18 protein-coding genes are annotated in these 25,903 nt (G+C 41.7%); 7 read left to right on the top strand and 11 right to left on the bottom strand.

Annotated elements, in window-relative coordinates:
- Nucleotides 1-38: 38 nt before the first annotated feature.
- The 4 genes from secD to AC3IRX_RS00405 all read right to left on the bottom strand — a co-directional run bounded on the left by secD (nt 39) and on the right by AC3IRX_RS00405 (nt 7,342).
- The gene (gene secD, locus AC3IRX_RS00420) at nt 39-2,933 is read right to left on the bottom strand and encodes a protein translocase subunit SecD (RefSeq protein WP_489210536.1); all 2,895 of its coding nucleotides are present in this window, start codon (nt 2,931-2,933) and stop codon (nt 39-41) included.
- A gap of 201 nt (nt 2,934-3,134) precedes the next feature.
- The gene (gene hemN, locus AC3IRX_RS00415) at nt 3,135-4,499 is read right to left on the bottom strand and encodes an oxygen-independent coproporphyrinogen III oxidase (RefSeq protein WP_489210534.1); all 1,365 of its coding nucleotides are present in this window, start codon (nt 4,497-4,499) and stop codon (nt 3,135-3,137) included.
- An 89-nt stretch (nt 4,500-4,588) separates the two neighbouring features.
- Nucleotides 4,589-5,611 carry a WD40/YVTN/BNR-like repeat-containing protein gene (locus tag AC3IRX_RS00410; protein ID WP_489210532.1) on the bottom strand — a complete coding sequence of 341 codons (1,023 nt, stop codon included), beginning with the start codon at nt 5,609-5,611 and terminating at the stop codon, nt 4,589-4,591.
- Nucleotides 5,612-5,665: 54 nt separating this feature from the next.
- On the bottom strand, nt 5,666-7,342 hold the full coding sequence (locus AC3IRX_RS00405; RefSeq protein ID WP_489210531.1) for an amino acid permease: 1,677 nt from the start codon (nt 7,340-7,342) through the stop codon (nt 5,666-5,668).
- Nucleotides 7,343-7,526: 184 nt separating this feature from the next.
- Between AC3IRX_RS00405 and pnuC the strand changes: the two genes are divergently transcribed.
- From pnuC to AC3IRX_RS00385, 4 genes are all read left to right on the top strand, one after another.
- Complete coding sequence (pnuC, locus tag AC3IRX_RS00400) at nt 7,527-8,222, top strand: nicotinamide riboside transporter PnuC (RefSeq protein WP_489210529.1); 696 nt, start codon at nt 7,527-7,529, stop codon at nt 8,220-8,222.
- A 46-nt stretch (nt 8,223-8,268) separates the two neighbouring features.
- On the top strand, nt 8,269-9,045 hold the full coding sequence (gene dapF / locus AC3IRX_RS00395; protein WP_489210527.1) for a diaminopimelate epimerase: 777 nt from the start codon (nt 8,269-8,271) through the stop codon (nt 9,043-9,045).
- Between the two features lie 21 nt (nt 9,046-9,066).
- Entirely contained in the window at nt 9,067-10,095 is a 1,029-nt protein-coding gene (gene mltG / locus AC3IRX_RS00390; protein ID WP_489210526.1) for an endolytic transglycosylase MltG, read from the top strand.
- Nucleotides 10,096-10,256: 161 nt separating this feature from the next.
- Nucleotides 10,257-12,788, top strand: coding sequence for a TonB-dependent receptor domain-containing protein (locus AC3IRX_RS00385; protein WP_459084171.1), 2,532 nt, complete (start codon nt 10,257-10,259; stop codon nt 12,786-12,788).
- 96 nt (nt 12,789-12,884) lie between these two features.
- On the opposite strand, the gene galE is transcribed toward AC3IRX_RS00385, so the two are convergent.
- Nucleotides 12,885-13,925: a UDP-glucose 4-epimerase GalE gene (gene galE, locus AC3IRX_RS00380; RefSeq protein WP_489210525.1), complete on the bottom strand. Its 1,041-nt coding sequence runs from the start codon at nt 13,923-13,925 to the stop codon at nt 12,885-12,887.
- Nucleotides 13,926-13,937: 12 nt separating this feature from the next.
- A complete protein-coding gene (locus AC3IRX_RS00375; protein ID WP_489210523.1) occupies nt 13,938-15,062 on the bottom strand; it encodes a DegT/DnrJ/EryC1/StrS family aminotransferase in 1,125 nt (374 codons plus the stop codon).
- Nucleotides 15,063-15,472: 410 nt separating this feature from the next.
- Between AC3IRX_RS00375 and AC3IRX_RS00370 the strand changes: the two genes are divergently transcribed.
- Together AC3IRX_RS00370 and AC3IRX_RS00365 are read left to right on the top strand one after the other, a co-directional pair.
- The gene (locus tag AC3IRX_RS00370) at nt 15,473-16,636 is read left to right on the top strand and encodes an iron-containing alcohol dehydrogenase (protein WP_489210521.1); all 1,164 of its coding nucleotides are present in this window, start codon (nt 15,473-15,475) and stop codon (nt 16,634-16,636) included.
- Nucleotides 16,637-16,666: 30 nt separating this feature from the next.
- On the top strand, nt 16,667-17,323 hold the full coding sequence (locus AC3IRX_RS00365; protein WP_489210519.1) for a GDSL-type esterase/lipase family protein: 657 nt from the start codon (nt 16,667-16,669) through the stop codon (nt 17,321-17,323).
- Nucleotides 17,324-17,366: 43 nt separating this feature from the next.
- Here AC3IRX_RS00365 and AC3IRX_RS00360 read toward each other — a convergent pair whose 3' ends face one another.
- Both AC3IRX_RS00360 and AC3IRX_RS00355 read right to left on the bottom strand, forming a co-directional pair.
- Nucleotides 17,367-18,719, bottom strand: coding sequence for a DEAD/DEAH box helicase (locus tag AC3IRX_RS00360; RefSeq protein ID WP_489210517.1), 1,353 nt, complete (start codon nt 18,717-18,719; stop codon nt 17,367-17,369).
- Between the two features lie 429 nt (nt 18,720-19,148).
- Nucleotides 19,149-20,102: an NAD-dependent epimerase/dehydratase family protein gene (locus tag AC3IRX_RS00355; protein WP_489210516.1), complete on the bottom strand. Its 954-nt coding sequence runs from the start codon at nt 20,100-20,102 to the stop codon at nt 19,149-19,151.
- 226 nt (nt 20,103-20,328) lie between these two features.
- Here AC3IRX_RS00355 and ggt point away from each other — a divergent pair, with 226 nt between their 5' ends.
- On the top strand, nt 20,329-22,014 hold the full coding sequence (gene ggt / locus AC3IRX_RS00350) for a gamma-glutamyltransferase (RefSeq protein WP_489210514.1): 1,686 nt from the start codon (nt 20,329-20,331) through the stop codon (nt 22,012-22,014).
- A gap of 4 nt (nt 22,015-22,018) precedes the next feature.
- Here ggt and AC3IRX_RS00345 read toward each other — a convergent pair whose 3' ends face one another.
- The 3 genes from AC3IRX_RS00345 to gyrB form a co-directional block, all read right to left on the bottom strand.
- Nucleotides 22,019-22,870: a diacylglycerol/lipid kinase family protein gene (locus tag AC3IRX_RS00345; protein WP_489210513.1), complete on the bottom strand. Its 852-nt coding sequence runs from the start codon at nt 22,868-22,870 to the stop codon at nt 22,019-22,021.
- Between the two features lie 47 nt (nt 22,871-22,917).
- Nucleotides 22,918-23,724 carry an RsiV family protein gene (locus AC3IRX_RS00340; protein WP_489210511.1) on the bottom strand — a complete coding sequence of 269 codons (807 nt, stop codon included), beginning with the start codon at nt 23,722-23,724 and terminating at the stop codon, nt 22,918-22,920.
- Nucleotides 23,725-23,861: 137 nt separating this feature from the next.
- On the bottom strand, nt 23,862-25,796 hold the full coding sequence (gene gyrB, locus AC3IRX_RS00335; protein WP_489210509.1) for a DNA topoisomerase (ATP-hydrolyzing) subunit B: 1,935 nt from the start codon (nt 25,794-25,796) through the stop codon (nt 23,862-23,864).
- Between the last annotated feature and the right edge of the window lie 107 nt (nt 25,797-25,903).

Genomic DNA, 25,903 nt, shown 5'->3' with positions numbered 1-25,903 from the left:
GAAGGACATTGCGCAGAAAAATCGAACTTGATTTTTACTTATTTTACACGTTTTTTCGTCTCGCCATCTTCTGGCTTAAACCCTTTTTTACGGAAAAGGTCATAGGATATTGCAGAGGCAATAAACCAAGTGGAATACGTACCAAATCCGACCCCGATAAGAAGGGCAAACATGAATCCTCTTAAGTTTTCACCTCCCACAATGAAGATAGCAAGAATCACAAGGAAGGTCATAAAGGCAGTATTAAATGTTCTACCAAGTGTGCTTGAAATAGAATCGTTAAATAGGCTCTTCAAATCCGCTGACTTCTTATCTTGGAGGTATTCACGAATACGGTCAAAGATAATTACCGTGTCGTTAATGGAGTACCCTAGAACGGTAAGGATCGCTGCAATAAAGTCCTGGTTAATTTCCATACTGAACGGCATCACATTTTTCAAAAGAGAGTATGCTCCTAGAATCACAACCGAGTCATGAATAAGGGACGCCACAGCTCCTGCAGAGAACTGCCATTTTTTGAATCGAACCAATATGTATAGGAAGATACCCACTAAGGAGATTAGTAGAGCGAGTGCGCCTCCTCTCTTAATGTCATCGGCCACGGTAGGTCCTACTTTAATAGAGCTAACAATACCATATTTTTCTTGTCCTGAACTACGGAATGATTCCAAAGTTGCATCTTTTGGAAGATAAGGTTGGAGTCCTTCGTACAATTTAGCCTCTACATCCTGATCTGCTGCAAGACTTTCTTCATTTACACGGTAGTCAGTCGTAATTTTCAGCTGTTGATCGTTCCCAAAGGTTTTCACATCAACTGCGTTTTGTTCACCTTCTGCATCGACGAATTTCCCTTCCAAGTTGGTTTGGGCATCGTTTGCTACTACAGGCTTTTCAAATCTTACGACGTAGCTACGTCCCCCATTAAAGTCAACACCAAATTTAAATCCTTGCGTGACAATCGATACGATACATACAATGGTAATAATTGCAGAAATGATGTAGGCATATTTTCTTTTGCCAATGAAATCGACCCAAGTATGTCGGAAGATATTTTTGGACAAAGAAGTCCATACAGAAAGTCCTTTTCCTTTGTTCAAACGACTAAAGATCATGACACGTGTAAGAAGTACACAAGTGAACATCGACATTAAAATACCAATCCCTAAGGTGACAGCAAACCCTTTAATTGGCCCTGTACCAAAGATATATAGAACCACGGCCGTCAAAAGTGAGGTTAAGTTTCCATCAATAATCGCAGATAGGGAGAATTTGAATCCTTCGTTGTAAGCCTCTTTAATGTTTTTCCCGGCAAAGAGTTCCTCTCTGGTTCGCTCGTAAACAATTACGTTCGCATCAATCGCCATGGCCATCGAGAGCACGACCCCTGCAATCCCCGGAAGGGTAAGGGTAGCATCCACCGAGTCCATGATTCCCATTAGGTAGAATAGGTTAATCGCCATGGCAATCACAGCGTATATCCCTGCACCCCCGTAATAGAAGATCAAATATAAAATGACGATCCCAAAGGCAATGATAAAGGACCAAAGTCCTGAACTTACAGATTCAGCACCAAGTGAAGGCCCTACCACCTCTGCTTGCACGATTTTTGCGCCTGCTGGAAGTTTACCGGCTCCTAGTACGTTTACTAAATCTTGCGCATCTTCCTGGGTAAAGTTCCCAGAAATCTGAGTTCTACCGTTTGGAATTTTATTCACTACGTTGGGCGCTGTATAGACTAAATTGTCTAGCGTCACCGCCACAGGTTTTCCTACATTCTTTTCCGTCAAAGTAGCCCAATCACGAGACCCTTTGCTGTCCATTTGCATATCGACCACAATACGACCTAATTCGTCGTAGCTAATGTTAGCCGTTTCTACCGCTCCGTCTACGGGTGCTTTCTGGTTGATATTTCCTCTTACTGCATAAAGAACCAAATTGTCTTGGTCTCCCGCTTCCGGTTTGTATCCCCATTCAAATTTCGTGTATTTAATATGGTTAGGTCTTGCGTCCTTGGCCACTTTGCTTGCAAGAATCTTATTGATTTTTGCTGTATCCGAGAGTTTTACATTCGCAACTCCATTGGATTTCAATGTATTTAATTGCAGTAAGGATTCAAAATTCAGGTCTTTTGAAACTCCCATGGAATCTCCTTTGGTTGCCACCAAAGTCTTAAGGGTTTGGAAATACGGGAAAATCTCTTGGATTTCTTGCACTTCCCAGAACTGAAGTTTTGCAGAAGTCTGCAACATTTTTTTCACTCGGTCAATGTCCTTCACCCCTGGCATTTCGACAGAAATTCTTCCTGTGCCCGGTACTCTTTGTACGTTTGGTTGAGTCACCCCCATTTTGTCAATACGGGTTCTAATCACTTCATACGCAGTTCCGGTCGAAAGGTCAATTCGAGTACGAACCACATTACGAACTTCCTCGTCGCTTGAGTTGAATTTAATTTCCGTTAAATTGGTGTTCCCGAAAATTTCTGGATCCGCCAACTTCAAATTCGTGTTTTTCTCCTTGTTTACGATCTCAAACTGGTCAAAGAATAAATCGATATAGGTTTTGGTCGAATTTTTCTGAGCCTCGTCGGTGCGGTCAAGCGCCTCGATAAGCACAGGGTTGGTGGAATAATTCGTTAGGTTGTTAATCAGATCTCTCTGGTTAATTTCCAAAAGCACGTTAATCCCTCCTTTAAGGTCAAGACCAAGTTTCATTTCCTTTTCCTTCGCTTTGGAATAGTATAATTTGGTGAAACCTAGATTTAAAGTGTCTTTGGAAAGCCTTGTGAGTTCATTTTGGTATTTTACCGGATCGTCTCCCGCCACTAGTTCGGCTTGCTTTTCAATTTTTCCTGAGTACCACGTCGGCAAAAGCTCGTTTAGACAAATAAGTCCTAGAACAATGGCCACGAGTGTGATGAGTCCTTTTCCTTGCATTTTAATTACAGCATTAATTTTTCGTGGGCAAATATAATGATTTCCAAATCAATTAAGGATTTTTTAACAGCACTTTTGCGATTTGTTCCCTCGGTTAAAGAAGCAAAGTTAGAATCCAGAAAGCCTAGCGGTTGCAGGATTTTCTGGATTCTAACTTCGAGTACGCTTTTAAAACGTTTGAAACTAGAAAAAAAGTCGCTTCTAAATGGTCATGGAGAAAATCCTAGTTTCCGGTTTGTTGCGAAGCATTCTTAAATCAAGAGTCATGGCTACATTTCGAGTGAAGGCTCTTCCTTTTTCCGTAATTTTAATCTTGTTATCGCTTAGATCCACCAGCCCGTCCTGCTGCATTTCAAAGAGTCTCTCTTTTGAATCTTCTAATTCAGGAAGGTAGTTATCCCCGTTCCAACTCGTTTCCAAACGGCACATTAGATTCAAAATATGCTTACGCACAAGCAAATCCTCAGCGGTTAAAATGTGTCCTTTCACCACAGGTAGTTTGCCTTCTTCCACGCGTTTTTGATAGGACTCCACGGACTTATCATTCTGCGCGAAGGCATACCAACTGTCAGAAATTGCACTCATACCAAGCCCCACCATAAGTTGGGTTTTGCTCGATGAGTACCCCATGAAATTTCGGTGGATTTCTCCCGACTTCAAACTCTGGTAAAGATCGTCCTTCTCCAAAGAAAAATGGTCCATACCCACTTCAATGTAGCCTAAGTTTTCAAGGAGATTCTTTCCGTTCTCATACAATTTGCGTTTTTCCTCGCCACTAGGAAGGTCATTTTCATCAAACCCCCTTTGTCCCACTCCTTTAATCCATGGCACGTGCGCATAGGAATAAAATGCGATCCGGTCTGGTTTTAAGGTCATGGTTTTTAAAATGGTGTCGTTCATTTTCTCCCAATTCTGATGAGGAAGACCAAAGATAAGGTCATGGGACACACTGGTGTATCCAATTTCACGCGCAAGGCGCGTTACTTTCTCCACATTCTCATAAGATTGAATTCGATTGATCGCCTTTTGAACCTTAGGATCGTAATCCTGCACTCCAAAACTGCATCGTCTAAATCCTAAGTCGTAAAGCGTTTTTAAATGCGCCTCTGTTGTATTGTTAGGATGCCCTTCAAAACTAAATTCGGGATTCTCAGCAATTTTTGCCTTTTTAAAAATTCCTTCTAAAAGAGATTTTAAATTTTCCGGAGAGAAGAACGTAGGAGTTCCCCCCCCTAGGTGGAGTTCCTTAATAATAGGCACCTCCCCTTCAAAAAGGTCCAAATAAAGATCCCATTCTTTTAAAACCGATTCTAAATAAGGAGTTTCCACCGTGTGCTGTTTCGTGATGCGTTTGTGGCAAGCACAAAAGGTGCATAAACTTTCACAGAATGGTAAGTGAATATAAATAGAAATGCCCTCAGAGGCATTGCTTTCTTTGTAAGCTTTAATCACAGAGCTTTCCCATTTTTCAGTGGAAAACTCAGACTCTTCCCAGAAAGGAACCGTTGGGTAAGAAGTATACCTAGGTCCAGGAATGTTGTATTTATCGATGAGCGTTTGATTCATGAGGCAAAAATACAAATTATAATAGAGTCTCAATTTCAAAACTGAATAATATCATCTATCAGCCTCATGCAAGAAAAGGACTCGTTTGCCTAGAGTCCTTTAAAATCAAATTGTAAAATTTTGCCACGACCCGCGGCAATCAGCGTATTCGAATTTTGCCATTCGCAGGCGTAGAGTCCTTTCTCATTGGAAAGCACACGCCAGGATTTGCCACCGTCCTTAGAATACGAAAGGTGCTGGTCTCCAAGGGCCACAATTTGTTTCCCTTTGGACCCTGGTCTATATTTCACGCAGGTAGAATACCCTGCATTTTTTCCCTCGGCCTGGAGTTCCCAAGTTTCCCCTCCGTCTCTCGTCGTTGCAATCACCCCTTTATTCAGAGTCTGGTTTGTGTAATCTCCTCCCACGGCAATTCCATGGGTTTCGGAGTAAAAATCAATTGAATACATTCCACTCGAAGAAATTCCTTGGACAAACGGCGTTTCAAACTTTTTCCATACCCCCTTATCCCGTCGCAAGATACTAGAGCTCGTTCCTCCCGTCGCAATCCATAGCCGATCTTTTTTCGAAGCAATGTTGGTATTGCTTGCGGCAAAAGCAGCTTCTCCAATGGCAATTGTAGGAAGCTCATCGCAAGACTGCATCTCCCAAGTTTCCGTAGAGAAATTAAATTTTGCGATTCGAGGACACCTCGTGTCCGAATCACTGAAGGTCCATCCCTCTCCTGAGTTTGTAAAATGGATTGCATCGTAAAATGCAGATTTTGACTCATCTTTTCCAAGAAGTGTGGCTTCTAGCGAGTTCGCGTTTACCTTATAAAAAAAAGCAGGCGTATCGATAGAGGTTGCGTAAAAGAATTTCCCATGGCGCCCCAGAGATCGAAACTCTAAGTTGGGCTGAGAGACCTGAATTTGTTTTTGATCGCTAGGCCTTCGAAGGCTCACATACCCGATCTTGGATTTAGATCCCGCGTAAAAAATCTTTCCCTTGTATATTGAAATACTTCGAATGCTGATGTCGTCCTGCAAAAGAACAGTGCTTTTTTGGGCCCACAGGCCTTGGCTTACGAGTAGTAAAAACACCACTACCCCAATTGGATATCTATTCTTCATACTAAAAAAGCCATCCTAGCTTTAGGAGCTAGGATGACTGCATTAAGGTGAAACTTATTTTCTATTTTTAAAGTACTGATAAGCGTAGTAGATTGTATGGATCACAATCATCCCTACGGAGAACATAATCAGACCTGAATCGTCCGTTTCTGCATTTTGATGATGCAGGAATGTGAGAACCGCTAATGCAAGGGTTAAAATCACACCTGAAAGCGCTGTAATTCGATAATTTTTAGGATCGTGCGTCGTTTCATTCTGTTTTCCAAGGAAGGAATTACGAATTCCTCTATATAGATACACATCCAGACCAATCATCATCCAGCACACAAGTCGAATCCAGGTGTCAAAAGGAAGGAAAGCCATCATTCCAAAACATACCAAAATACCAAGAATTGGAATAAGGGGAACCAAAGGAGTTCGGAATCCACGAGGCGCATCGGGCTGCGTTTTACGCATCACAAGTACACCCACACAAACCAAGATAAAGGCAAATAGAGTTCCAATACTGGTCATCTCTCCTACCACTCGTCCCGGAATGAAAGCCGCAAATAGACTCACAAACACAAGGAAAAACAAATTGGCTTTAAATGGAGTTCTAAATTTTTCATGTATTTCTGAAAACGCTTTGGGAAGCAGTCCGTCCTTACTCATGGAGTAGAACACACGGCTTTGTCCCATGAGCATCACAAGGATTACGGAAGAATATCCAAGCAAAATCGCTACGATAATAGAGGTGTTAAGCCAAGGATAAGCAGGAACCACCACTCCATTTACGACGTCACCCATCGCTTCAATGGCAATGGCCACAGGCGCTAAGTGATCGCCACCGCCACCGGCGGTAAATTCTTTGTAATGCACGACTCCTACCATCACATAAGCGAACACGATATAGAGTACAGTACAAATAATAAGCGATCCTAAAATCCCAATAGGCATGGCTTTCTTCGGATTTTTGGTTTCCTGCGCTGCAGTGGAAACTGCATCAAAGCCTATATAGGCAAAGAAAACAATGGCCGCCGCCCGTATGACTCCCGACCAGCCGTATTCTCCAAATTTTCCGGTATTCTCCGGAATTAGCGGAGTTAAATTCTCAGGTTTGATATAATTAAATCCAATGACAATAAAGATAATCACAATGGCTACCTTCAAGATCACGATCGCTCCATTGACCCATGCGGATTCACTGGTTCCTTTGATGAGCACCAGGGACATAATCACCACAATAAACACAGCCGGCAAATTGACCAGACCGGCTTCTCCTGCGGAAGTAATATCAAAGGGGGTCATCATAAATTTCTCGGGGAGTGCGACTCCAAAATTGGAAAAGAACTTTCCTAAATACCCCGACCAACTCGAGGCGACCGTAGCAGCACCCACCGCATATTCTAAAACAAGATCCCAACCGATAATCCAGGCGATAAATTCACCCATAGTGGCGTACGAATAGGTATAAGCACTACCGGCCACAGGAATCATAGAGGCAAATTCTGCATAACACAATCCTGCGAAGGCACAACCCAACGCAGCGATGATGAAGGACACCATAATTCCAGGCCCTGCATGGTTGGCTGCTGCCATTCCGGTGATCGAAAACAATCCAGCACCGATAATTGCACCAATCCCTAGGGCTACAAGGGAACTTGCGGTTAGTGTTTTCTTAAGTCCTTTTTCAGACTCCTCTGCCTCTGCTAATAGTTGATTAAGAGGTTTAGTCCTCCACAAATTTGACATGTTTAAATATTTTGATTTTCCAAAAGTATAAATTTTTACGAACTATTAACTATTTTATCCCATTATTATTGAAAAAAAATTGAGGGAAGGGTATTGAATAATTTCTTTGGTTTCGATTAAGGAATTTGCCCTTTTGCGGATGTTTGATAATTCAATTTCAAAGAAATTCTAATATATTTGACTAATGAATTTCTACGAACTTTTAATCTCCCCCTACGAAAGTTATGAAGCCTACCAGATCGTGCTTGAAATACTAGCCGCATTCTTTGGTCTTCTCAGTGTTTTCTTCTCCATTAAAAAAAACATTTGGGTGTATCCCACAGGAATTATTTCCACCGCAATGTATGTGTACATTCTTTTTGTCTTCGGACTTTTGGGCGACATGATGATCAATGTCTATTATACATTTATGAGCGTATACGGCTGGATTCTTTGGTACCAAAATTCAAATGATCACGTGCACATTGAAGTAAAAAGGACTTCGAAAAAGGAGTGGATTTTTAGTTTTGGACTTTTTCTTCTCAGCCTCGTGCTTGTGACCCTCGTTTACTATTACAAACCGGCCATTGATAAGGGCTTCTCTACTGAGGGAGTCTCCTTGGGACTCTACCATTTGGATTGGGCCAATTGGCTTGATGTCTTTACGACCTCTGTCTTTTTAGTGGGAATGTGGCTCATGGCCAAACAAAAGGTAGAAAATTGGATTTTCTGGATTCTAGGGGATTTAATTTGCATTCCTATTTTCATCTACAAAGGACTTGCAATTACCTCCTTCCAATATTTTGTTTTCACGCTAATGGCCGTAATCGGCTATCTAGAGTGGAAAAAAAGCGCAGCATTAAGCAAAACTTCTACTACACTAGAGTCATCGCCCCAATAAAACTCTACTTTTTAGTATATTTACCCCCTAAATAGCATATTATAAGATGGCTCAATTTACATTCTATAAATACCAAGGAACCGGCAATGATTTTATTCTTGTGGATCACCGCCAGGGCGGTTTTCCTAAAGAAAACAAAGCACTCATTGCGAAATGGTGCGATCGAAGGTTCGGAATTGGAGCAGACGGACTGATCCTTCTGGAAGAGGATGAGGCCTTGGATTTTAAAATGGTGTATTACAATGCAGACGGCAGTGAAAGCACGATGTGTGGGAACGGAGGTAGATGCATCGTTGCCTTTGCAAGGGATTTAGGAATTGTTCAGGAGCAGTGTGAATTTAGTGCGATTGACGGACACCACGAGGCTTCTATCGCCGGTGACATTGTCACTTTAAAGATGATTGATGTGAAGGAAATTCAGACGCTTGAAAACGCATGCGTTGTGAACACAGGCTCCCCTCATTACGTAACCTACGTAGAGAAGTTAGAAGAGTACCCTGTTTTTGAGAAGGGTCGTCAAATTCGAAATTCCGATCGATTTAAAACCCAGGGAATCAATGTGAATTTTGTGCAAGTCTTAGGAAGTGATTCTCTCTTTGTTCGTACGTACGAACGAGGGGTCGAAGACGAAACCTATAGTTGTGGAACAGGAGTCACAGCCGCAGCCCTTACCTATTTACAAGACCAGGATCTTGAAAAGGTAAATATAAAGGTCAAAGGAGGAAAATTAGTCGTAAAAGCACAAAAGAATGGCACTGAATTTTCTAACATTTGGTTAGAGGGTCCTGCCCTTAGAGTTTTTAAAACCGAAATTCAATTGTAAGGATCTTTTTAATTTAATCGAATGAAAAAAAACAGCAAACTAATTCTTGCCCTCGTCCTGGTTCTAGCTACCTTCTGGGGAGTTCAATATTTTTTAAATTTCAAAACCAATAATGTCAAAAAAGAAGGGTACTTTCATGTAGCAAGTAACGCTTCCTACGCACAAATTCTAGACAGCATTCGACCTTTCATCCAAGACATGGATCGCTTCGAAAAAGTGGCCAAAAAAGAAGATTTGGAAAAAAGACATCACGCAGGTCGATATAAAGTAGTGGAAGGAAAAACCTCTCAAGAGTTAGTTCAAATGCTTAAAAATGGGAACCAAGTAGACATTACCTTTCGAATTGGAGATTTTAGCGATGTGTACCAAATGATGGGGCGTGTGGCTAGAAAAACACAGGCCGATTCCCTTACCTTCATTAGAGAATTTGATAAAATTGCAAAATCTAAAGGCCTTTCGAATGCCGAGGATTTAAAAAAATACTTCTTAATTGATTCTTATAATTTCTTTTGGACCGTGACCCCACAGGAATTTTTTGAGCGATTTGAAACCCAGTACAATTCCTTTTGGACGCCTGAGAGAATCGCTAAAGAAAAAGCCCTTGGGTTAACCCGAAATCAAATCTACGCTCTTGCCTCAATTGTTTACCAAGAATCAGGAGGAAAACCAGACGAACAAAAAACCATTGCCGGACTCTATTTAAATCGCTACCGAAAAGGAATGAAACTTCAAAGCGATCCCACCGTAATTTACGCACACCGAAAAGACACAGGGTTCCAAACTGAGATCAAACGCGTCTATTACAAACACCTTCGCTATCCCTCTCCCTACAATACGTATGCAAACGAAGGAATTCCTCCCGGTCCGATTTGCGTAGTGGATAGATCTTCTCTTGACGCGGTACTAAATCCAGAATCGCATGGATACATCTTCATGGCCGCTGATCCTCAGCGTCCTGGACTCCATCGTTTCACTTCAAGCGACCTCGAACATGCCCAAAATGCACGAAATTATCAGCATTGGCTTGATCGACAAACCGCATCAAAATAAACTTTAACACATTTTAAGAATTTTTGTTTTTAACATTTAAGGGATTCTTACGTCTAATGGGAGTAGTACGGAAATCGGGAACGATCCGTGCAGATTAAAATTACTCTTATTTACATGTAGAACAAACAAAATTCAATTGAATTTTGCGTAAAATTAACTTGATGATTCAGACAGAAATTACTCAAAAACTAACCAGAAAAACTCTGGGGTTAACTCTTTTACTTTCGGCGGCCGCTTTTGCCTTTGCACAAGAAAAAGTAAGTGTCAGCGGAAATGTAGTGGACAAGGCAAACAACCCCGTACCCTATGCTTCAATTGCATTCTCTAGCAAAAGCGATTTATTATATAGCGATGCTACGCTGACCGATGAAAACGGTCATTACGAGCTTCAAATCGTCCCAGGACTTTTCGATATCACGGTCGAGGCTATCGACTTTAAAAAGTACGTATCTTCAGGACGAACCCTAAATGCTGGAGTCCTAGGATCGATCGTTTTAGAACCTGAAAGCAACATGACCATGGCGCCTACAGCCAACATTGAGGGAATTACTCTGACCGCCACCACAAAACCTTATAAGGTGGAACTAGACAAGAGAACTTACGATCCATCTAGCGACGTGATTAGCAAAGGAGGAAACTTGCAGGATGTTCTTCAAAACGTTCCTTCTGTTTCTGTGGATACCGATGGAACAGTCTCCATGAGAGGAAACTCAAACATTCGTTTTTTAATTAACGGAAAACCGTCCGCTTTACTAGGAATTGACGACGGGGCGAATGCTCTTCAAACCATTCCTGCAGATCAGATTGATCGAATTGAAGTCATTACCAACCCTTCTTCTAAATACGAAGCCTCTGGAACCGCAGGGATTTTAAATATCATCTTAAAGAAGAACAAGAGAATTGGATTTAACGGGAGTGTAACCGGAACGCTAGGGTACTTGCCTAACACGAGTCTTAATACCAATTTAAGCTGGAGACGTGGGAACGCGACTTGGTTCCTAAATGGCGGAGGAGGATACCGTAAATCAGAAGGAAACAGCTATAACAATGCGACCTTTGACGATCGAGGTACCCTATATCAACTTCTACGTTCCAACAGCAATACCGTGACCAACAACGAAATGAAAAATTACAACGGTACGGCTGGATTGGTTTATGACCTATCGGATCGAACGTCTGTAAACGGGTCGGTAACTCTTCGTCATTACGAAGGAGAAAACGAAAGTGTAATCTCAACAGAAAGTGATTACAGTGGAATTACAAGGGACAACGCAACGGCGCAGTATCCGATCAGCAAAGAAAGAAGAACTAGTGGAATTAATAACAACAACGCCTTCCAAGCGGATTTTGGTATTGACCACGAGATTGGGGACAAAGGATCCACAATCGCTGCCTCGGTAAGTCTTCAAAATAACGAGTCCACGAACTCAAGCGATATTTTTGAAACCCGAATTCCAGCGTATAATACAATGGACCAAACGGCTCAAGAAACAAAAAACCGCTCTGTGGTCGCAAAAGTAGATTATGAGCTTCCGATCGGAGAGTATTCAAAAATTGAGGCGGGATACCGTTTTGACTCTCGTAACAACGATTACGATTACGCTGTATGGAACGAAGGCGTCGTGAATCCTGATTTCACATCCGTGACGAACTACAAAGAAATGTTCAATGCATTTTACGCTCAATTCAAAAGCAAAATTGGAGACAATTTCGCATACCAACTTGGTTTAAGAACGGAGCTTTCAAAAATTGACGTGGATTTTAGAAGTCTAACCAATACGGAACCTGCCATTAGTAAATCGTACAGCAACTTCTTCCCTTCTGTATTTTTAAGCTATAACCTAACCGAGAACAATCAGTTGCTATTAAACTACTCAAAACGAATTAACAGACCAAGATCTTGGTTCTTAGTTCCGTTTAACAGTTACAACGACAGTGATAACATCTTTAGCGGGAACCCAGACTTGAACCCTTCCTATGTTGACTCTTTTGAATTTGGGTACAGTTTCCAAAAATCAAAAATAACCTTCAACCCGACGCTTTATTACAATCACGAAAAAGACGAAACGCAAATGGTCAACATTTACAATTTCGAGCGTCAACGATTTGAAACCAAACCCTACAATATTGGATTTGAAGATCGCTACGGTTTAGACATGAACTTTACTTACGATCCGTTCAGCTGGTTAAAGCTAATGGGTAGTTTAGATCTTTATGGATACCGTTCTGAAGGAGAATTTAATTATACAACCCTAATTGATGGAGTGGAAACTCCAACTTCAATGTCCTTTAACGGAAAAGGATTCTCACAAAGAGCGAGACTTAACACGACCTTTAAAATTGACAAGACTCTTAATGTACAATTGCAAGGGTTCTACAGAGGAGGTGAAGAAACGGATACTTCCAAAAGAGATGCAATGTACGCTCTTAATTTAGGAGCTTCTAAAACCATTTGGAACGGAAACGGTACCTTTAGCTTTAACATCCAAGACATCTTCAATACGAGAAACAGAACGAACTTTACGTACGGAGACGGATTCCAAAGAGAATCTTACATGCAATGGCAGCCTAGACAATTCTCTCTATCCTTTACGTATCGATTTAGAGAAGGAGACCGAGTGGATCAACCTAAGAGAAAGAAAGACATTAATAGCAATGCGGAGGCTGGTGAAGACGAAATGCCACCGATGTAATCAAATGCTTTAGCAAGCACACGCCAAGCAAAAACTAAACTGGCCTAGAGAATCTCTAGGCCAGTTTTCGTATTTGTAAGAAGTGAGAACTTTCGATTAGAAAGAAATCCCACTGCTATCACTTGTTCTTGATTTGAGGTATTTTTGCCACTCCCACGTGGTTTTAAGCGCATCGCTAAGAGAGGTATTTGCCTTCCAATTTAATTCTCTCTCTGCCTTAGACGCATCCGCGTAAGCAGAAGTAATATCGCCTGCTCTGCGAGCGGTGATTTCGTAAGGTACCTTGATTGAATTTGCCTCTTCAAACGCTTGCACTACTTCCAAAACAGAGGATCCTTTGCCTGTCCCTAAATTGTAAATATCAAGTACGGTGGACTTAGGGTCCTGCATTAATTTTTGCAAGGCTGCGACATGCGCTTTGGCTAGATCCACCACGTAAATATAATCCCGTATTGCGGTTCCATCGGGGGTTGGGTAATCGTCTCCGTAGACCATTAGTTTTTCGCGAATTCCAGCGGCAGTTTGCGTGACAAACGGCACTAAATTATTAGGAATCCCAATTGGAAGTTCTCCAAGTTTTGCAGAGGGATGAGCTCCAATCGGATTAAAATAGCGAAGTAAGGATACTTTGCGCTGGTGCGCTCGAGCGAAATCCATCAATATCTCCTCTCCCATCTGTTTGGTCTTCCCGTAGGAACTCTCTGGGGTTTTTAACGAAGTGGATTCTTCTATGGGCATTTGATCTGCTTGTCCGTACACAGTACAGGAAGAGCTAAAGATAAAATTACCCATATTTCTCTCTTTAAATTCTTGCAAGAGATTGATAAGAGAAAACAAATTGTTTTCATAATAATCCATGGGCTTCACTTGGCTCTCTCCAACAGCCTTAAAGGCCGCAAAGTTGATACAGCCTTCAATGGTATGCGCATCGAGAAGCTGGCTTAGCAATTCTCGTCGTTTTAAATCAAAGGGATAAAACACCGGTCTTTTCCCACTGACTTCTTCAATATTGTCAAGGATAAATTTCTCAGAGTTGGACAAATCGTCCACGATTACGACCTCAAAACCAGAATTTAGAAGTTCAACCACTGTGTGCGAACCAATATACCCGAGTCCACCGGTCACTAAAATTGCCATCGTGTAGGTTCTTTAATTAAAAAATTCTAGAATGCTATCGCAAATGTATTTCAATTGCTCGTCATCAAGTTCCGTATGCATCGGAAGCGAAATCACCTCGTCTAAAAGACGGTCTGTATGAACGAAATCTTCGTCCTTGCTAGGTTGATAGTATGCTTTTTGTTTGCGAAGGGCAACGGGATAATAAATCATGGCAGGAATCTCCTTCTCGGCTAGGAATTCACGAAGTTCATTTCTTTTGCCGTTGGTCACTCTTAACGTATACTGATGAAAGACATGAGAAGAATTCTCACTTCGAGTAGGAATTAAAACAGACTCGTGATCCTTAAACGCCTCGTCGTAATAATCCGCTGCTTTTCGGCGAGCCTCATTGTACAAATCTAAATTGGGTAGTTTACGACGAAGTACGGCCGCTTGAATGCTATCCAATCGTGAATTCACACCCACCTCATCGTGGTAATAGCGTTCGTACATACCGTGGTTCACAATGCCTCGAATTTTATAAGCTAAATCGTCGTCCTGGGTAAAGAGTGCACCCCCGTCTCCGTAACAACCTAGGTTTTTGGAGGGAAAGAAAGAGGTGGTTCCAAGAGTTCCCATGGTACCTGATTTTTTTACTTCGCCATTTGCGAAGGTATACTCTGCTCCAATGGCTTGGGCATTGTCCTCAATGACATAAAGCTGGTTTGCTTTTGCAATTTCTAATATCGATTCCATTTCACAGCATTGTCCAAACAAATGCACAGGGATGATGGCTTTGGTTTTAGGAGTGATGGCTTTTTTCACAGCCTCAGGATCCAAGGTAAACGTATCGTAATTCACATCGACCAGCACCGCTTTCAATTTCAACAAATGAATTACCTCCACCGTAGCAGCAAACGTAAAATCCGCTGTAATCACCTCATCTCCTTCTTGAAGACCTAAAGCCATTAACGCAATTTGCAATGCGTCTGTCCCGTTTGCACAAGGAATCACATGGCCTACTTCTAAATATTCTTCCAGTTCTTTTTGAAACCATTCCACTTCAGGACCGTTTACAAACGCTGCTGACTTCATTACGTTTAGAACCGCATTATCTACTTCCGGTTTTATTTTAAAGTATTGACTCTGGAGATCAACCATTTGAATCTTTTTCATCTTTTGCTCTTTTTTTGCTGTTCGTCCTTCGACGTATCTGTCTTAATTGCTCAAAAATACGTTTATTAAGGCAAGTATGAAAATTTTCTTTGGATTTTCTCCCTTGATTTTCTATACCTGGAACTGAAAGGATAAATACGCTGTCGAACTGCCGGAAAGACGAAAAACCCTCCTCGAATTGAACATCGAAATTAGCCTCGCAAGAGCGTAAAAAATCTTAAGACTTTCCTAGATTCCATGATTTAATGCATACACTTTCAGTCCACTTCCAATCGTATCTATTAATAAACTTCTACTATAGTTCTTATATAGTTGTAGTATAGTAATAATGGTTTAATAAGATTTTAAAAAACACCGAGGGATGCCACAGATTCTTAAAAATACTTCGTAATTTTGAACAAAAAGATACAATGTTAAATTTTGACTATAAAAATCCGACGAAGATCTTATTCGGGGAAGGACAAATTGAAAATCTAGCAAAGGAAATTCCTGCAGAGGCTAAGGTTTTAATTCTCTACGGAGGCGGAAGCATTAAGAAAAATGGAATTTACGATCAAGTAAAATCCGCACTGAAATCCCATGAGGTTCTTGAATTCCAAGGCATTCCTGCCAATCCCGAGTATTCGGTACTTTTAGAGGCTTTAGAAGTGATTAAATCTAGCTCGATTGATTATTTGCTTGCCGTGGGCGGAGGCTCTGTGATCGACGGTACGAAATTTCTTGCCGCGGCAGCGACTTACAAAGGGGAACCTTGGGAGCTTGTGAGTAAGCGGGTTAGAACCCGCGAAAATGAGGCGTTACCCTTTGCCACCGTTTTAACGCTTCCTGCCACAGGATCCGAAATGAATTCCGGATATGTGATTTCAAGAAAAGAAACAAACGAAAAATTATCTTCTGGGGGACCGGGTCTCTTTCCTACGGTCTCTGTGCTTGATCCGACCGTCATTAAATCTCTACCCACAAGACAAATAGCCAACGGAATAGCAGATGCCTACACCCACGTTCTAGAACAATACCTCACCTACCCTACGGATGCAAAACTACAAGATCGCTTTAGCGAAAGCATCCTCCTTACTCTTCAAGAAGTTAGCACTCCTCTATTAAAAGGTTCCTTTGATTATAAGAATGCATCGGATTTCATGTGGGCCTGCACGATGGCGCTTAACGGACTCATTGCAAAGGGTGTACCTACGGATTGGTCTGTACATGCCATAGGGCATGAATTAACGGCTCAGTATGGAATTGACCACGCAAGAACACTTGCCATTATTGCTCCCTCACACTATAGAGCCATGTTTGAAAACAAGAAAGAAAAACTTGCGCAATATGCCGAGCGTGTTTGGAATGTAACGCAAGGTTCACTTGAAGAGAAAGCAAAAGAGGGAATTGAAAAATTAGAAGAGTTCTTCCATTCCTTAGACATTCAAACCAAATTATCAGAGTATACAAACGATTTTCAAGACACAGGTAAGAAGGTGGAGAAAGCTTTTACCGAACGAGGGTGGCTGTTGCAAGGCGAACGAAAGGATTTAACCCCGGAAATCGCTCGAAAAATTGTCGAGGATAGTTATTAACTTATGCCGAAGAGCTAAAATTAAATGAAAATGAAAAAATACATCTCCTTTCTATTCCTGCTATGTTTTACGTTTGCCTTTACGCAGGAGAAGCCCGCCTTTTGGACTGAAATCCAATCGCTTAATGCAAAGAAATCTAGTGAAAACTTGCCTTCTGATGCCATTCTGCTGCTAGGCAGTTCTTCTTTTACCATGTGGCAAGATGTTGGAGACTATTTCCCGGAAAAAAAATTCATTAATTTCGGGTTTGGAGGATCAAGACTTGTCGATGTAAACTTCTATATTAAGGAACTACTCGAGGTTCCATCGCCCAAACAAATACTGGTGTATTGTGGAGAAAATGACATTGCGTACGAGGTAGAACCTGCAAGTGCAGAGCAAGTACGAGAAAGATTTGAAACGCTTTACAACACCCTTCGTACGAGGTATCCTGAGGCTCAAATCGATTACATTTCCATGAAGCATTCGCCGAGTCGCGAATCGCTTTGGCCCGAAATGGAAAAAGGAAATGCTCTAATCAAACAGTTTGTAGAAAGCAAGGAGAACTCTTCCTATATTGAAATTAACCCCTCCATTGAGGACAAAGACGGAAACCCACGAACCGAACTCTTTTTGGAAGACCTTTTGCATTTAAATCCAAAAGGCTATCAGAATTGGGCAAAGGTCATTGCTCCTTATCTAAAATAAGATTTGCAAAGGACGAATGCAAGGAATCAAAGCAATAGGGAAATTATTTTTTCCTATTTGCTTTGGATTTCGCTTTGGCCTGTGCACGGTTTGCACCGGGTTTGGATTTTGGGACTTTACGCTTGCTTGGACCTCCTAGGTTGATTTTCCTGTTCTTTTCCTTTTTTTCATGAAAGGCGCCACCTCCTTCTTGTATTTTCACCGTGTGCGCATTCTTCATTTTGACTTCGTCCTCTTCGGATGCGATTTTCTTCGGATTTACTTTCACTTCTGTCGGGAAGTCCATCTCGATGAGTTCTTTATCCATCAGAACCACGATCTCAAGAAGCTGTGGCTCTTCTTTTTTGGTATAAAACGTAATGGCTTTCCCATCTTTATCGGCACGACCCGTACGTCCAATTCTGTGAATGTACTGCTCGGGTACGGCAGGAACCTCAAAGTTGATTACATGGGTAATGTCCGAGATATCAAGACCTCTGGCCATAACATCCGTAGTAATTAACCCTCTTACTTCTTGGTCCTCAAAGCGTTTCATAGCTCGAAGTCTATAATTTTGAGATTTGTTGGAGTGGATTACATCAAATTCTTCCGGCAGCACTTCCTCTATTTTAGAAAATAGAAGGTCTGCGTGTCTCTTGTTATTTGTGAATATAAGGACCTTGGAAAGATCCTCGCTTGTTTCAAGCAAATGCTTTAGGAGATTAAATTTCGTATTGAAATTCTCTACTTTGTACGCGCTTTGCTCAATTTTCTCGAGGGGTGTTCCTGATTTAGCCAGTGAGATCTCCATGGGACCCGCAAAATATTCGGCAAGCATATCATCTACAGCTTCCGTCATGGTGGCTGAGAAGAGGATGTTTTGCCTTTTTTCTCGCATCATTTCGAAGATATGCGTGAGCTGCGGTCTAAAACCTAAATTAAGCATCTCGTCGAACTCATCAATGATCAGTCTTTGGACCTCTTTTAGCGAAATTGCATTGTCAATCGCTAAATCCATCACCCGTCCTGGAGTTCCTACTAAAATATCACAGCCCGTATTAAATAGCTTCTTTTGCGTATTAATGTTTTTACCTCCGTAAATCCCAATGACTCTTGCCGACAAATTTTGAGTTAAATTCTCAACAATTTCAGCGACTTGAACCACGAGTTCCCTTGTAGGAACCAGAATAAGCAGTGTAGGGTTGCCGTTTTTGTTATACTTCCACTGTTTTAGAGTCGGTAGTAAGTACGCTAGGGTTTTCCCGGTTCCGGTTTGCGCAATGCCCATCACGTCTCTTCCCGATAAGATCGGTTTGAAACTTCTTGTCTGAATAGGTGTGGGTTCAAAAAGTTCGAGATCCGCAAGAACATCTAATATTTTCTCTGGTAAATCGAAATCGGCGAAAGTTAAATTCATGGAGTAGAGTTAAAAAAAAAGAACTTGTGGCAGTTCTTTTCTCATGTTTTACTCGGCAAAGATAAGGTATTTCCTTAAAAACGATTGATTTGGTTTTACTCTGAAAGATAAAATAGATAACAAAGCCCCTATACCTTGCAAAAGATTCGAACAACCTCAATGCAATCCCTTACCATTTTCAGAGGATCCATTTCCTTTGGAAATCCTAAAATGAAAAGAAAAGCTTGCCTCACAAGAACGTAAATCCTGTGAGAAGTGCACAAAAATCCAGCGAGCGAAAGAGTCTTAAATTTCAGGTTTGGGCAAAAAATAGAGGTGGAATTTATCTTCCTCATTCAAACCAACATCAGTTAAAGTAAAAATCAGTTAATTGATTTAATTAACTGATTTTTAATATCATAAACTTATGTACTTAAAGTATATTTTGGATTACTTTTTAAGTTTATCCCTTAAGTTTTTGATCATGTCGCTCGCCATTTCTTCGATTCCAAATTCATAGTGAAGACCCCAATCTTCTTTGGCAATACGGTCATCAATGGAAGCAGGCCAAGAGTCCGCAATCTCTTGTCGGAAATCAGGCTTGTAAGAAATCTCGAATTCAGGAATTTCTTTTTTGATCACCTCTGCAAGCTCAGCCGGTGTAAAGGACATCCCTCCTAGATTGTAAGAAGTTCTCACGCTAAGAGATTCTTTTTCGGCATGCATTAACTGAAGAGTAGCATTGATTGCATCGTCCATATAAAGCATAGGCATCGCCGTATCTTCTTTTATAAAGGACGTATACTTTGCATTTTCAACCGCTTCGTAGAATATTTCTACTGCGTAGTCTGTCGTTCCTCCTCCTGCTGGGGTTTTCCAAGAGATGAGACCTGGATACCGAATGCTTCGTACATCCACTCCGTACTTGTCAAAATAATACTCACACCATTTCTCTCCTGCCAGTTTGGAAATCCCATAAACCGTGGTTGGATTGAGCACTACGTCTTGTCCTACGTCTGTTTTGGGAATTCCTTTTCCGAAAACAGCAATGGAACTCGGCCAAAATATCTTTTTAAGAAGTCCTTCTTTGGCCATTTCGCATAAATTAATGAGAGGCTCCAAATTGAGCTTCCACGCGAACAAAGGTTGTTTTTCGGAAGTTCCCGAGAGCAAGGATGCCAAATGGTATACCGTTGTGATCTCATATTCTTGAATCACTTGTCGCATGAGCTGGGTATTGGTCACGTCCATTCGCTCGTAAAAGCCTGCGGAAGTTAAATTTTTGTCGAATCGATCAAGACCAGAAGCGACTACATTTTCTTTTCCGTACAGGCTTACCAAACGGTTGGTAAGTTCTGTACCTATCTGACCTAAAGCGCCTGTAATAAGAATTTTTTCCTGCATCGGGGGATTAGTTTAATTGATTAGTTATTCTTACAAAAGTAGAAAATTACGCCCTATAAAAAAAGCAAAACCTTTCAAAGCCTTATGTAGGCGATGCTTTCGACTCAATCTGGCGAGAAGCACCACTGCTTTTTGGATTTTGCCCTTTTTTAATTCCTTTTTCAAACTTCTTCTTATCTTTATCCCTTCGTTTCCCCTTGGAAGTGATCAAAAACGATTTGAATTCATGAAAAAATTACTTTTCCTCTTCTCCCTTGTTTCGACTCTCGCCTATGGACAGGCCACTGAGCATACGATTTACAAGGAAATCCATGTAAAAAACAAAGGGCTAGTCGTCTCCGCCCATCCGCTAGCAAGCGAAGTGGGAGCCAAAATCCTTCGAGAGGGAGGAAATGCATTTGATGCTTCCATTGCCACGCAACTGGCTCTTGCTGTAGTTTATCCTCAAGCGGGGAATCTAGGCGGGGGTGGTTTTTTAGTTGGAATGAAAAACACAGGTGAAAAATTCACAATTGATTTTCGAGAAACAGCGCCCGAAAAATCCTCAAAGGATATGTATCTGGATTCTAGCGGAAATGCAGACACGAGCTTGTCTCAAGACGGAGGTCTTGCGATCGGCATTCCCGGTTCTGTTGCGGGTATGTTTGCAACCCTGCCCTACGGGAACTTGCCAATGGAAAAACTAATAGATCCTGCCATTGAGCTTGCAGAAAAAGGATTTGCCATCACAAAAAGGGAAGCGGATTTACTCAATGCGCATCGCGATCAATTTTTAAAACACAACTCTCATCCCATTGCACTCGTGAAAAATGAGCCTTGGAAGCCAGGCGACCTTTTGATTCAGAAGGATCTAGCCACCACCTTAAAGAAAATAAAAAAAGAGGGAGCCAAAGGATTTTATGAGGGAGCGACCGCGGAAAAGGTCGCAAAAGGAGTTGAGTTGCAAAAAGGAATACTATCTCTTAACGATCTGAAAAATTATAAAGTAGTCTTTAGAACTCCCTTAGAGTTCGACTACAAAGGATACTCAATCCTCACGATGCCCTTGCCTTCTAGTGGCGGAATTCTTTTAGCCCAAATGCTACGAATGAGTTCCTATGCCCATTTAGATCAAATGGGCTTTCAATCGCCAGAAGCCATGCAGGTTATGATTGAGGCGCAGCGTCGCGCCTACGCAGACCGAGCGGAATTTATGGGGGATCCAGCATTTGTCAAAGATCCCACCGAGCGTCTTATTTCACAGAGCTATCTGAAAGAGCGATGGAAGTCATTCAATCCCCTTTTAGCCACGCCAAGTGCGGAGGTGGGGAAAATCATTAAGCTGCCTGCAGAAAGTACAGAAACCACGCATGTCTCCATCCTAGATCGGGATCACAATGCCGTTTCCGTGACCACCACGTTAAACGGACTCTACGGAAGCAAAGTCATTGCGCCGGGAACCGGGTTTCTACTCAATAATGAAATGGACGATTTCTCCATCAAACCGGGCGTACCCAATATGTTTGGCGCTGTGGGAGGCGCAGCCAACGCGATTGAACCTGGCAAACGAATGCTTTCCTCTATGACACCCACGATCGTTTTAAAAGACAACAAACCCTTTTTAGTCGTAGGAACTCCTGGGGGCACCACAATACCCACGTCCGTGTACCAAACAATTGTCGGACTAATTGATTTTAAACTTTCTCCAAACCGCGCGGTGAATGCACCGAAATTCCACCACCAATGGTTACCCGAATCGGTGCAAGTGGAAAAAGGATTTAATACAGCACCTTTAAAGGTCCTAGAATCCAAGAATTATGTATTTAAAACGGTCAACCAGATCGGCAGAACCGAAATCATAGCGGTCCAACAAGATGGAAGCACCGTAGGGGTTGCTGACTCCCGAGGGGACGATTCCGTTTCACGAGAGTAAAGGCTTAAATCAGAATATTCAAACTCTGAGGCAAGACTTCAATTTGTATGGGTGAATTCAGTTCTACAAATTCGCCGTCCATTTGAAAAACAGTGGTATCTACAGAGAACTCCGCTTTAGATATGGGAATATAGGTTAGATAGGAGTCTTGTTTCAAGGCTTTGGTAAATAGTCGAAAAGCAAAGAATAGGGAATAAGGCAAAGGGAATTTCTTAACCAGTACGAGATCGACAAGTCCATCGCTTTTGCTTGCTTTCGGCGCTATGTACGCGAAATTACCAAATTGCCGAGTGTTTGCTAGATTAAGCATCATATACTCTCCACTGTATTTCTCTAACTCCTTCGTATGGAAACGCACTTGGATTGGGCGGTAGTTAAAAAAAGTTTTAAGCGTGACTTTTATGTAGTTTTTAAACCCTCGGGTTGTGCTTTCAAATTCTTTTGCCACTCGGGCATCTAATCCGGCGCCAGACACGTTGATCGACAAATAGGGACCTATTTTAAAGGTATCGATTTTACGGCTTTTGCGCGCCTTTAATTTTTGCAAGAGCACCTCCAGATTCGTATTAAAATGGGTTTCATTCGAAAACCCATTGCCGGATCCTGCCGGAAACACCGCTAATATTTTTGAGGAGTGCACTAAATTTTTAGCCACTGACGCAATGGTGCCGTCCCCTCCGACGGCCACATACACGTCATACTGATCTTTTGTTTCCAAAATAAACTCAGTGGTCTTTTCGACCGATTCTGAAAGGTAGTAATGCAAAGGGTCTACCTTTGTTTTAAGCTTTTGGATAAACAAATCCGACTGCCTTTTGGCCGAAAACGGATTGATAATAAATACAGTGCGATCCATGGGTGGAAAGTACGATTTTTACTTGATATTTTTAGTTAAGATCTACCCTATTTCTGAATTCCCATTCTCTCTTTAAACTCAGGCGTTAGAGCAGAAGAAATAGCCTCGTACGGAACCGTGATTGTGATGATACCATATACATAGGCTGCAATTTCATACTGGTTGTAAGTAAAGCTAAGTCCTTTCTCATCAAAGAAAAAATTATTGTTGTAAGACAATTTCTCAGGCTCAAAGTAATTTTCTTTTCTTTCGTCCGCTTCTTTTAGAAGTACTTTGTTCCAATCTACTTTGTCGATAGCCACGATGTCTTTTAATTCTAATTTTTTCTGATTTTCGATGTCGACCACTCTATACAAATCGTAGGCGTAACCATGCGCACCTCCTGTATACCCGTATCCCTTATAATGGACGGTAAGGTATCCGTTCTGATTTCCTACCACATCCATTTCAGAGACTCGATCCCAAACTTGATGAGAGCCGGGTCTAAAGTCCAAAACATCGGCTTTGGTCTGGGTATAGTAGTGACTTTTTCTTTCATCTAGTAGGCTTTGTACTTCGGGTCTGGAATACGCAACATCCGGTGCAATGCTATCGTAAAGCTCTGATTTGTATAAGCTATCGAGAACCGGCTTATCAAGTCCTGTAAATACAAGTACTTTTTGCTTGAATTTCGCACTTACAGAATCGCTCACATTGAGGGAATCCATAGCGACTAGAGAATCGTAAGCAAACTCAAATCTTTGGTCCAATACAGCGAGTGTATCGCTGGCCTGATTGGTTTCGCTGGTAGTCGTTTTCGTACAGGACACCAGGGCAATACCTAGTGCAAATGCGGAGATAAAAATTGATTTCATATTTATTTTTTATTTCGGTTTCCTTCTAAGTCATACAAATAATGCTCCAAAAAGATAGGGCTTGCTAGAATAAAAAAAACAATGCTCTGCGCGAGGCAGAGCATTGTTTTCTATCGCTCAACATACAATACAAAATCTTAGACGTCGATTTTTGCATATTTTGCATTTTTCTCTATAAACTCACGACGTGGAGGTACCTCGTCTCCCATTAGCATTGAGAAGACTCGATCCGCTTCCCCTGCATTGTCAATGGTCACTTGTTTTAAAGTTCTAGATTCAGGATTCATTGTCGTATCCCAAAGCTGTTCCGCGTTCATTTCTCCAAGACCTTTGTATCGTTGTACATCTACTCCTTTTCCGTCTGGGGCTATCTCGAGGGTTTTTTCTTCCCTTTCTTTCTCATCCCAAGCATAATGCTTTTTGTTTCCTTTTTTAACGAGGTATAAGGGTGGAGAAGCAATATACACATACCCATGTTCAATTAATTCTTTCATGTAGCGGAAGAAGAAGGTCAGAATCAGAGTTGAAATATGCGCACCGTCCACATCGGCATCTGTCATGATTACCACTTTATGGTAACGAAGTTTGCTCACATTTAAAGCTTTGCTATCTTCCTCAGTTCCTACAGAAACGCCTAACGCAGTATAAATATTTTTGATCTCCTCGTTGTCGTACACTCTATGAAGCATCGATTTCTCCACATTCAAGATCTTCCCACGCAAAGGTAGAATCGCTTGAAAATGTCGATCTCGACCCGCCTTGGCGGTTCCCCCTGCAGAATCTCCCTCGACAAGGAACAATTCAGAAATCACAGGATCTTTTGAAGAACAGTCCGCTAATTTCCCAGGCAGTCCAGATCCCCCCATAGGAGATTTACGTTGAACCATTTCCCGAGCTTTCTTCGCAGCTTGTCTTGCTTTGGCTGCCAAGACTACTTTTTGGACAATGAGCTTGGCTTCGTTTGGATTTTCTTCAAGGAAATTGGTAAGCATTTCACCGACGATTTTATCCACCGCACCGGCCACCTCCGAGTTCCCTAATTTGGTTTTGGTTTGCCCTTCAAATTGAGGCTCCATTACCTTGACCGATATAATTGCAGTAAGACCTTCTCTAAAGTCATCCCCTGTAATTTCTACCTTTTCTTTGGCAGGAAGACCCAGTTCATCTGCAAACTTCTTAAGAGTTCTCGTAAGAGCTCTTCTAAACCCTGTAAGGTGGCTTCCCCCCTCGTGAGTATTAATGTTATTTACATAGGAGTGCAAGTTTTCATTAAAGGACGTATTGTAACGCATGGCTACTTCTACAGGGATATCGTCTCTTGACCCTTCCATGAAGATTACACTGTCCATGATGGATTCACGGTTCCCATCGATGTATTCAACAAACTCTTTTAGCCCTCCTTCCGAATGAAAAATTTCGGATTTGTAACTCCCGTCTTCTAACTTCTCTCTTTGATCGGTTAGCGTGATGGTAATTCCTCTATTTAAGAAAGCAAGCTCACGCAGACGCGTGGCTAGAGTATCGTAATTGTATTCTAATTCCTGAAAGATGGTATCGTCTGGCTGAAAAAACACAGTCGTTCCTGTATCGTCGGCTGTTCCTATTTCTTTTACATCCGCCAAGGCTTTCCCTTGCGAATATTCTTGCTCGTAAATCTTTCCGTCTCTGTGAACGGTGGCAATTAACTGGTTTGACAAAGCGTTCACACAAGAAACCCCTACTCCGTGAAGTCCTCCGGATACTTTGTAGGAATCTTTATCAAATTTCCCTCCGGCACCAATTTTAGTCATAACCACCTCTAGGGCGGATTTTTGCTCCTTTTCGTGAAAGTCTACAGGAATTCCTCGACCGTTGTCGGTCACGAGAACTCCATTCCCTTCATGAATCTCCACTTCAATTCGATCACAGTGTCCAGCTAGCGCCTCATCGATAGAGTTATCGACCACCTCATAAACCAAATGGTGTAGACCTCTCGCACCGACATCGCCGATGTACATCGAGGGTCTCATCCTCACGTGCTCCATCCCCTCAAGGGCTTGGATACTGCTTGCTGTATATTGTTTTTGACTCATATTCTATTTAAAAACCTAAATTTATTACTAAACTTTTTTCGTCCACTTCGCCTTTCATTTTCAAATGAAAAGACTAGCAAATTTACGAAAAATATTGCTTTTTTCAA

This window comes from Epilithonimonas sp. KH_059, from assembly GCF_057838485.1.
The sequence above is the reverse complement of the archived record's forward strand: the minus strand, read 5'-3'. Positions and strand labels throughout refer to the sequence as shown.

Bases quoted from the DNA above. Each gene is read 5' to 3' on its own strand.
- secD (WP_489210536.1), bottom strand. From the start codon at position 2,933: ATGCAAGGAAAAGGACTCATCACACTCGTGGCCATTGTTCTAGGACTT.
- hemN (WP_489210534.1), bottom strand. From the start codon at position 4,499: ATGAATCAAACGCTCATCGATAAATACAACATTCCTGGACCTAGGTAT.
- AC3IRX_RS00410 (WP_489210532.1), bottom strand. From the start codon at position 5,611: ATGAAGAATAGATATCCAATTGGGGTAGTGGTGTTTTTACTACTCGTA.
- AC3IRX_RS00405 (WP_489210531.1), bottom strand. From the start codon at position 7,342: ATGTCAAATTTGTGGAGGACTAAACCTCTTAATCAACTATTAGCAGAG.
- pnuC (WP_489210529.1), top strand. From the start codon at position 7,527: ATGAATTTCTACGAACTTTTAATCTCCCCCTACGAAAGTTATGAAGCC.
- dapF (WP_489210527.1), top strand. From the start codon at position 8,269: ATGGCTCAATTTACATTCTATAAATACCAAGGAACCGGCAATGATTTT.
- mltG (WP_489210526.1), top strand. From the start codon at position 9,067: ATGAAAAAAAACAGCAAACTAATTCTTGCCCTCGTCCTGGTTCTAGCT.
- AC3IRX_RS00385 (WP_459084171.1), top strand. From the start codon at position 10,257: ATGATTCAGACAGAAATTACTCAAAAACTAACCAGAAAAACTCTGGGG.
- galE (WP_489210525.1), bottom strand. From the start codon at position 13,925: ATGGCAATTTTAGTGACCGGTGGACTCGGGTATATTGGTTCGCACACA.
- AC3IRX_RS00375 (WP_489210523.1), bottom strand. From the start codon at position 15,062: ATGAAAAAGATTCAAATGGTTGATCTCCAGAGTCAATACTTTAAAATA.
- AC3IRX_RS00370 (WP_489210521.1), top strand. From the start codon at position 15,473: ATGTTAAATTTTGACTATAAAAATCCGACGAAGATCTTATTCGGGGAA.
- AC3IRX_RS00365 (WP_489210519.1), top strand. From the start codon at position 16,667: ATGAAAAAATACATCTCCTTTCTATTCCTGCTATGTTTTACGTTTGCC.
- AC3IRX_RS00360 (WP_489210517.1), bottom strand. From the start codon at position 18,719: ATGAATTTAACTTTCGCCGATTTCGATTTACCAGAGAAAATATTAGAT.
- AC3IRX_RS00355 (WP_489210516.1), bottom strand. From the start codon at position 20,102: ATGCAGGAAAAAATTCTTATTACAGGCGCTTTAGGTCAGATAGGTACA.
- ggt (WP_489210514.1), top strand. From the start codon at position 20,329: ATGAAAAAATTACTTTTCCTCTTCTCCCTTGTTTCGACTCTCGCCTAT.
- AC3IRX_RS00345 (WP_489210513.1), bottom strand. From the start codon at position 22,870: ATGGATCGCACTGTATTTATTATCAATCCGTTTTCGGCCAAAAGGCAG.
- AC3IRX_RS00340 (WP_489210511.1), bottom strand. From the start codon at position 23,724: ATGAAATCAATTTTTATCTCCGCATTTGCACTAGGTATTGCCCTGGTG.
- gyrB (WP_489210509.1), bottom strand. From the start codon at position 25,796: ATGAGTCAAAAACAATATACAGCAAGCAGTATCCAAGCCCTTGAGGGG.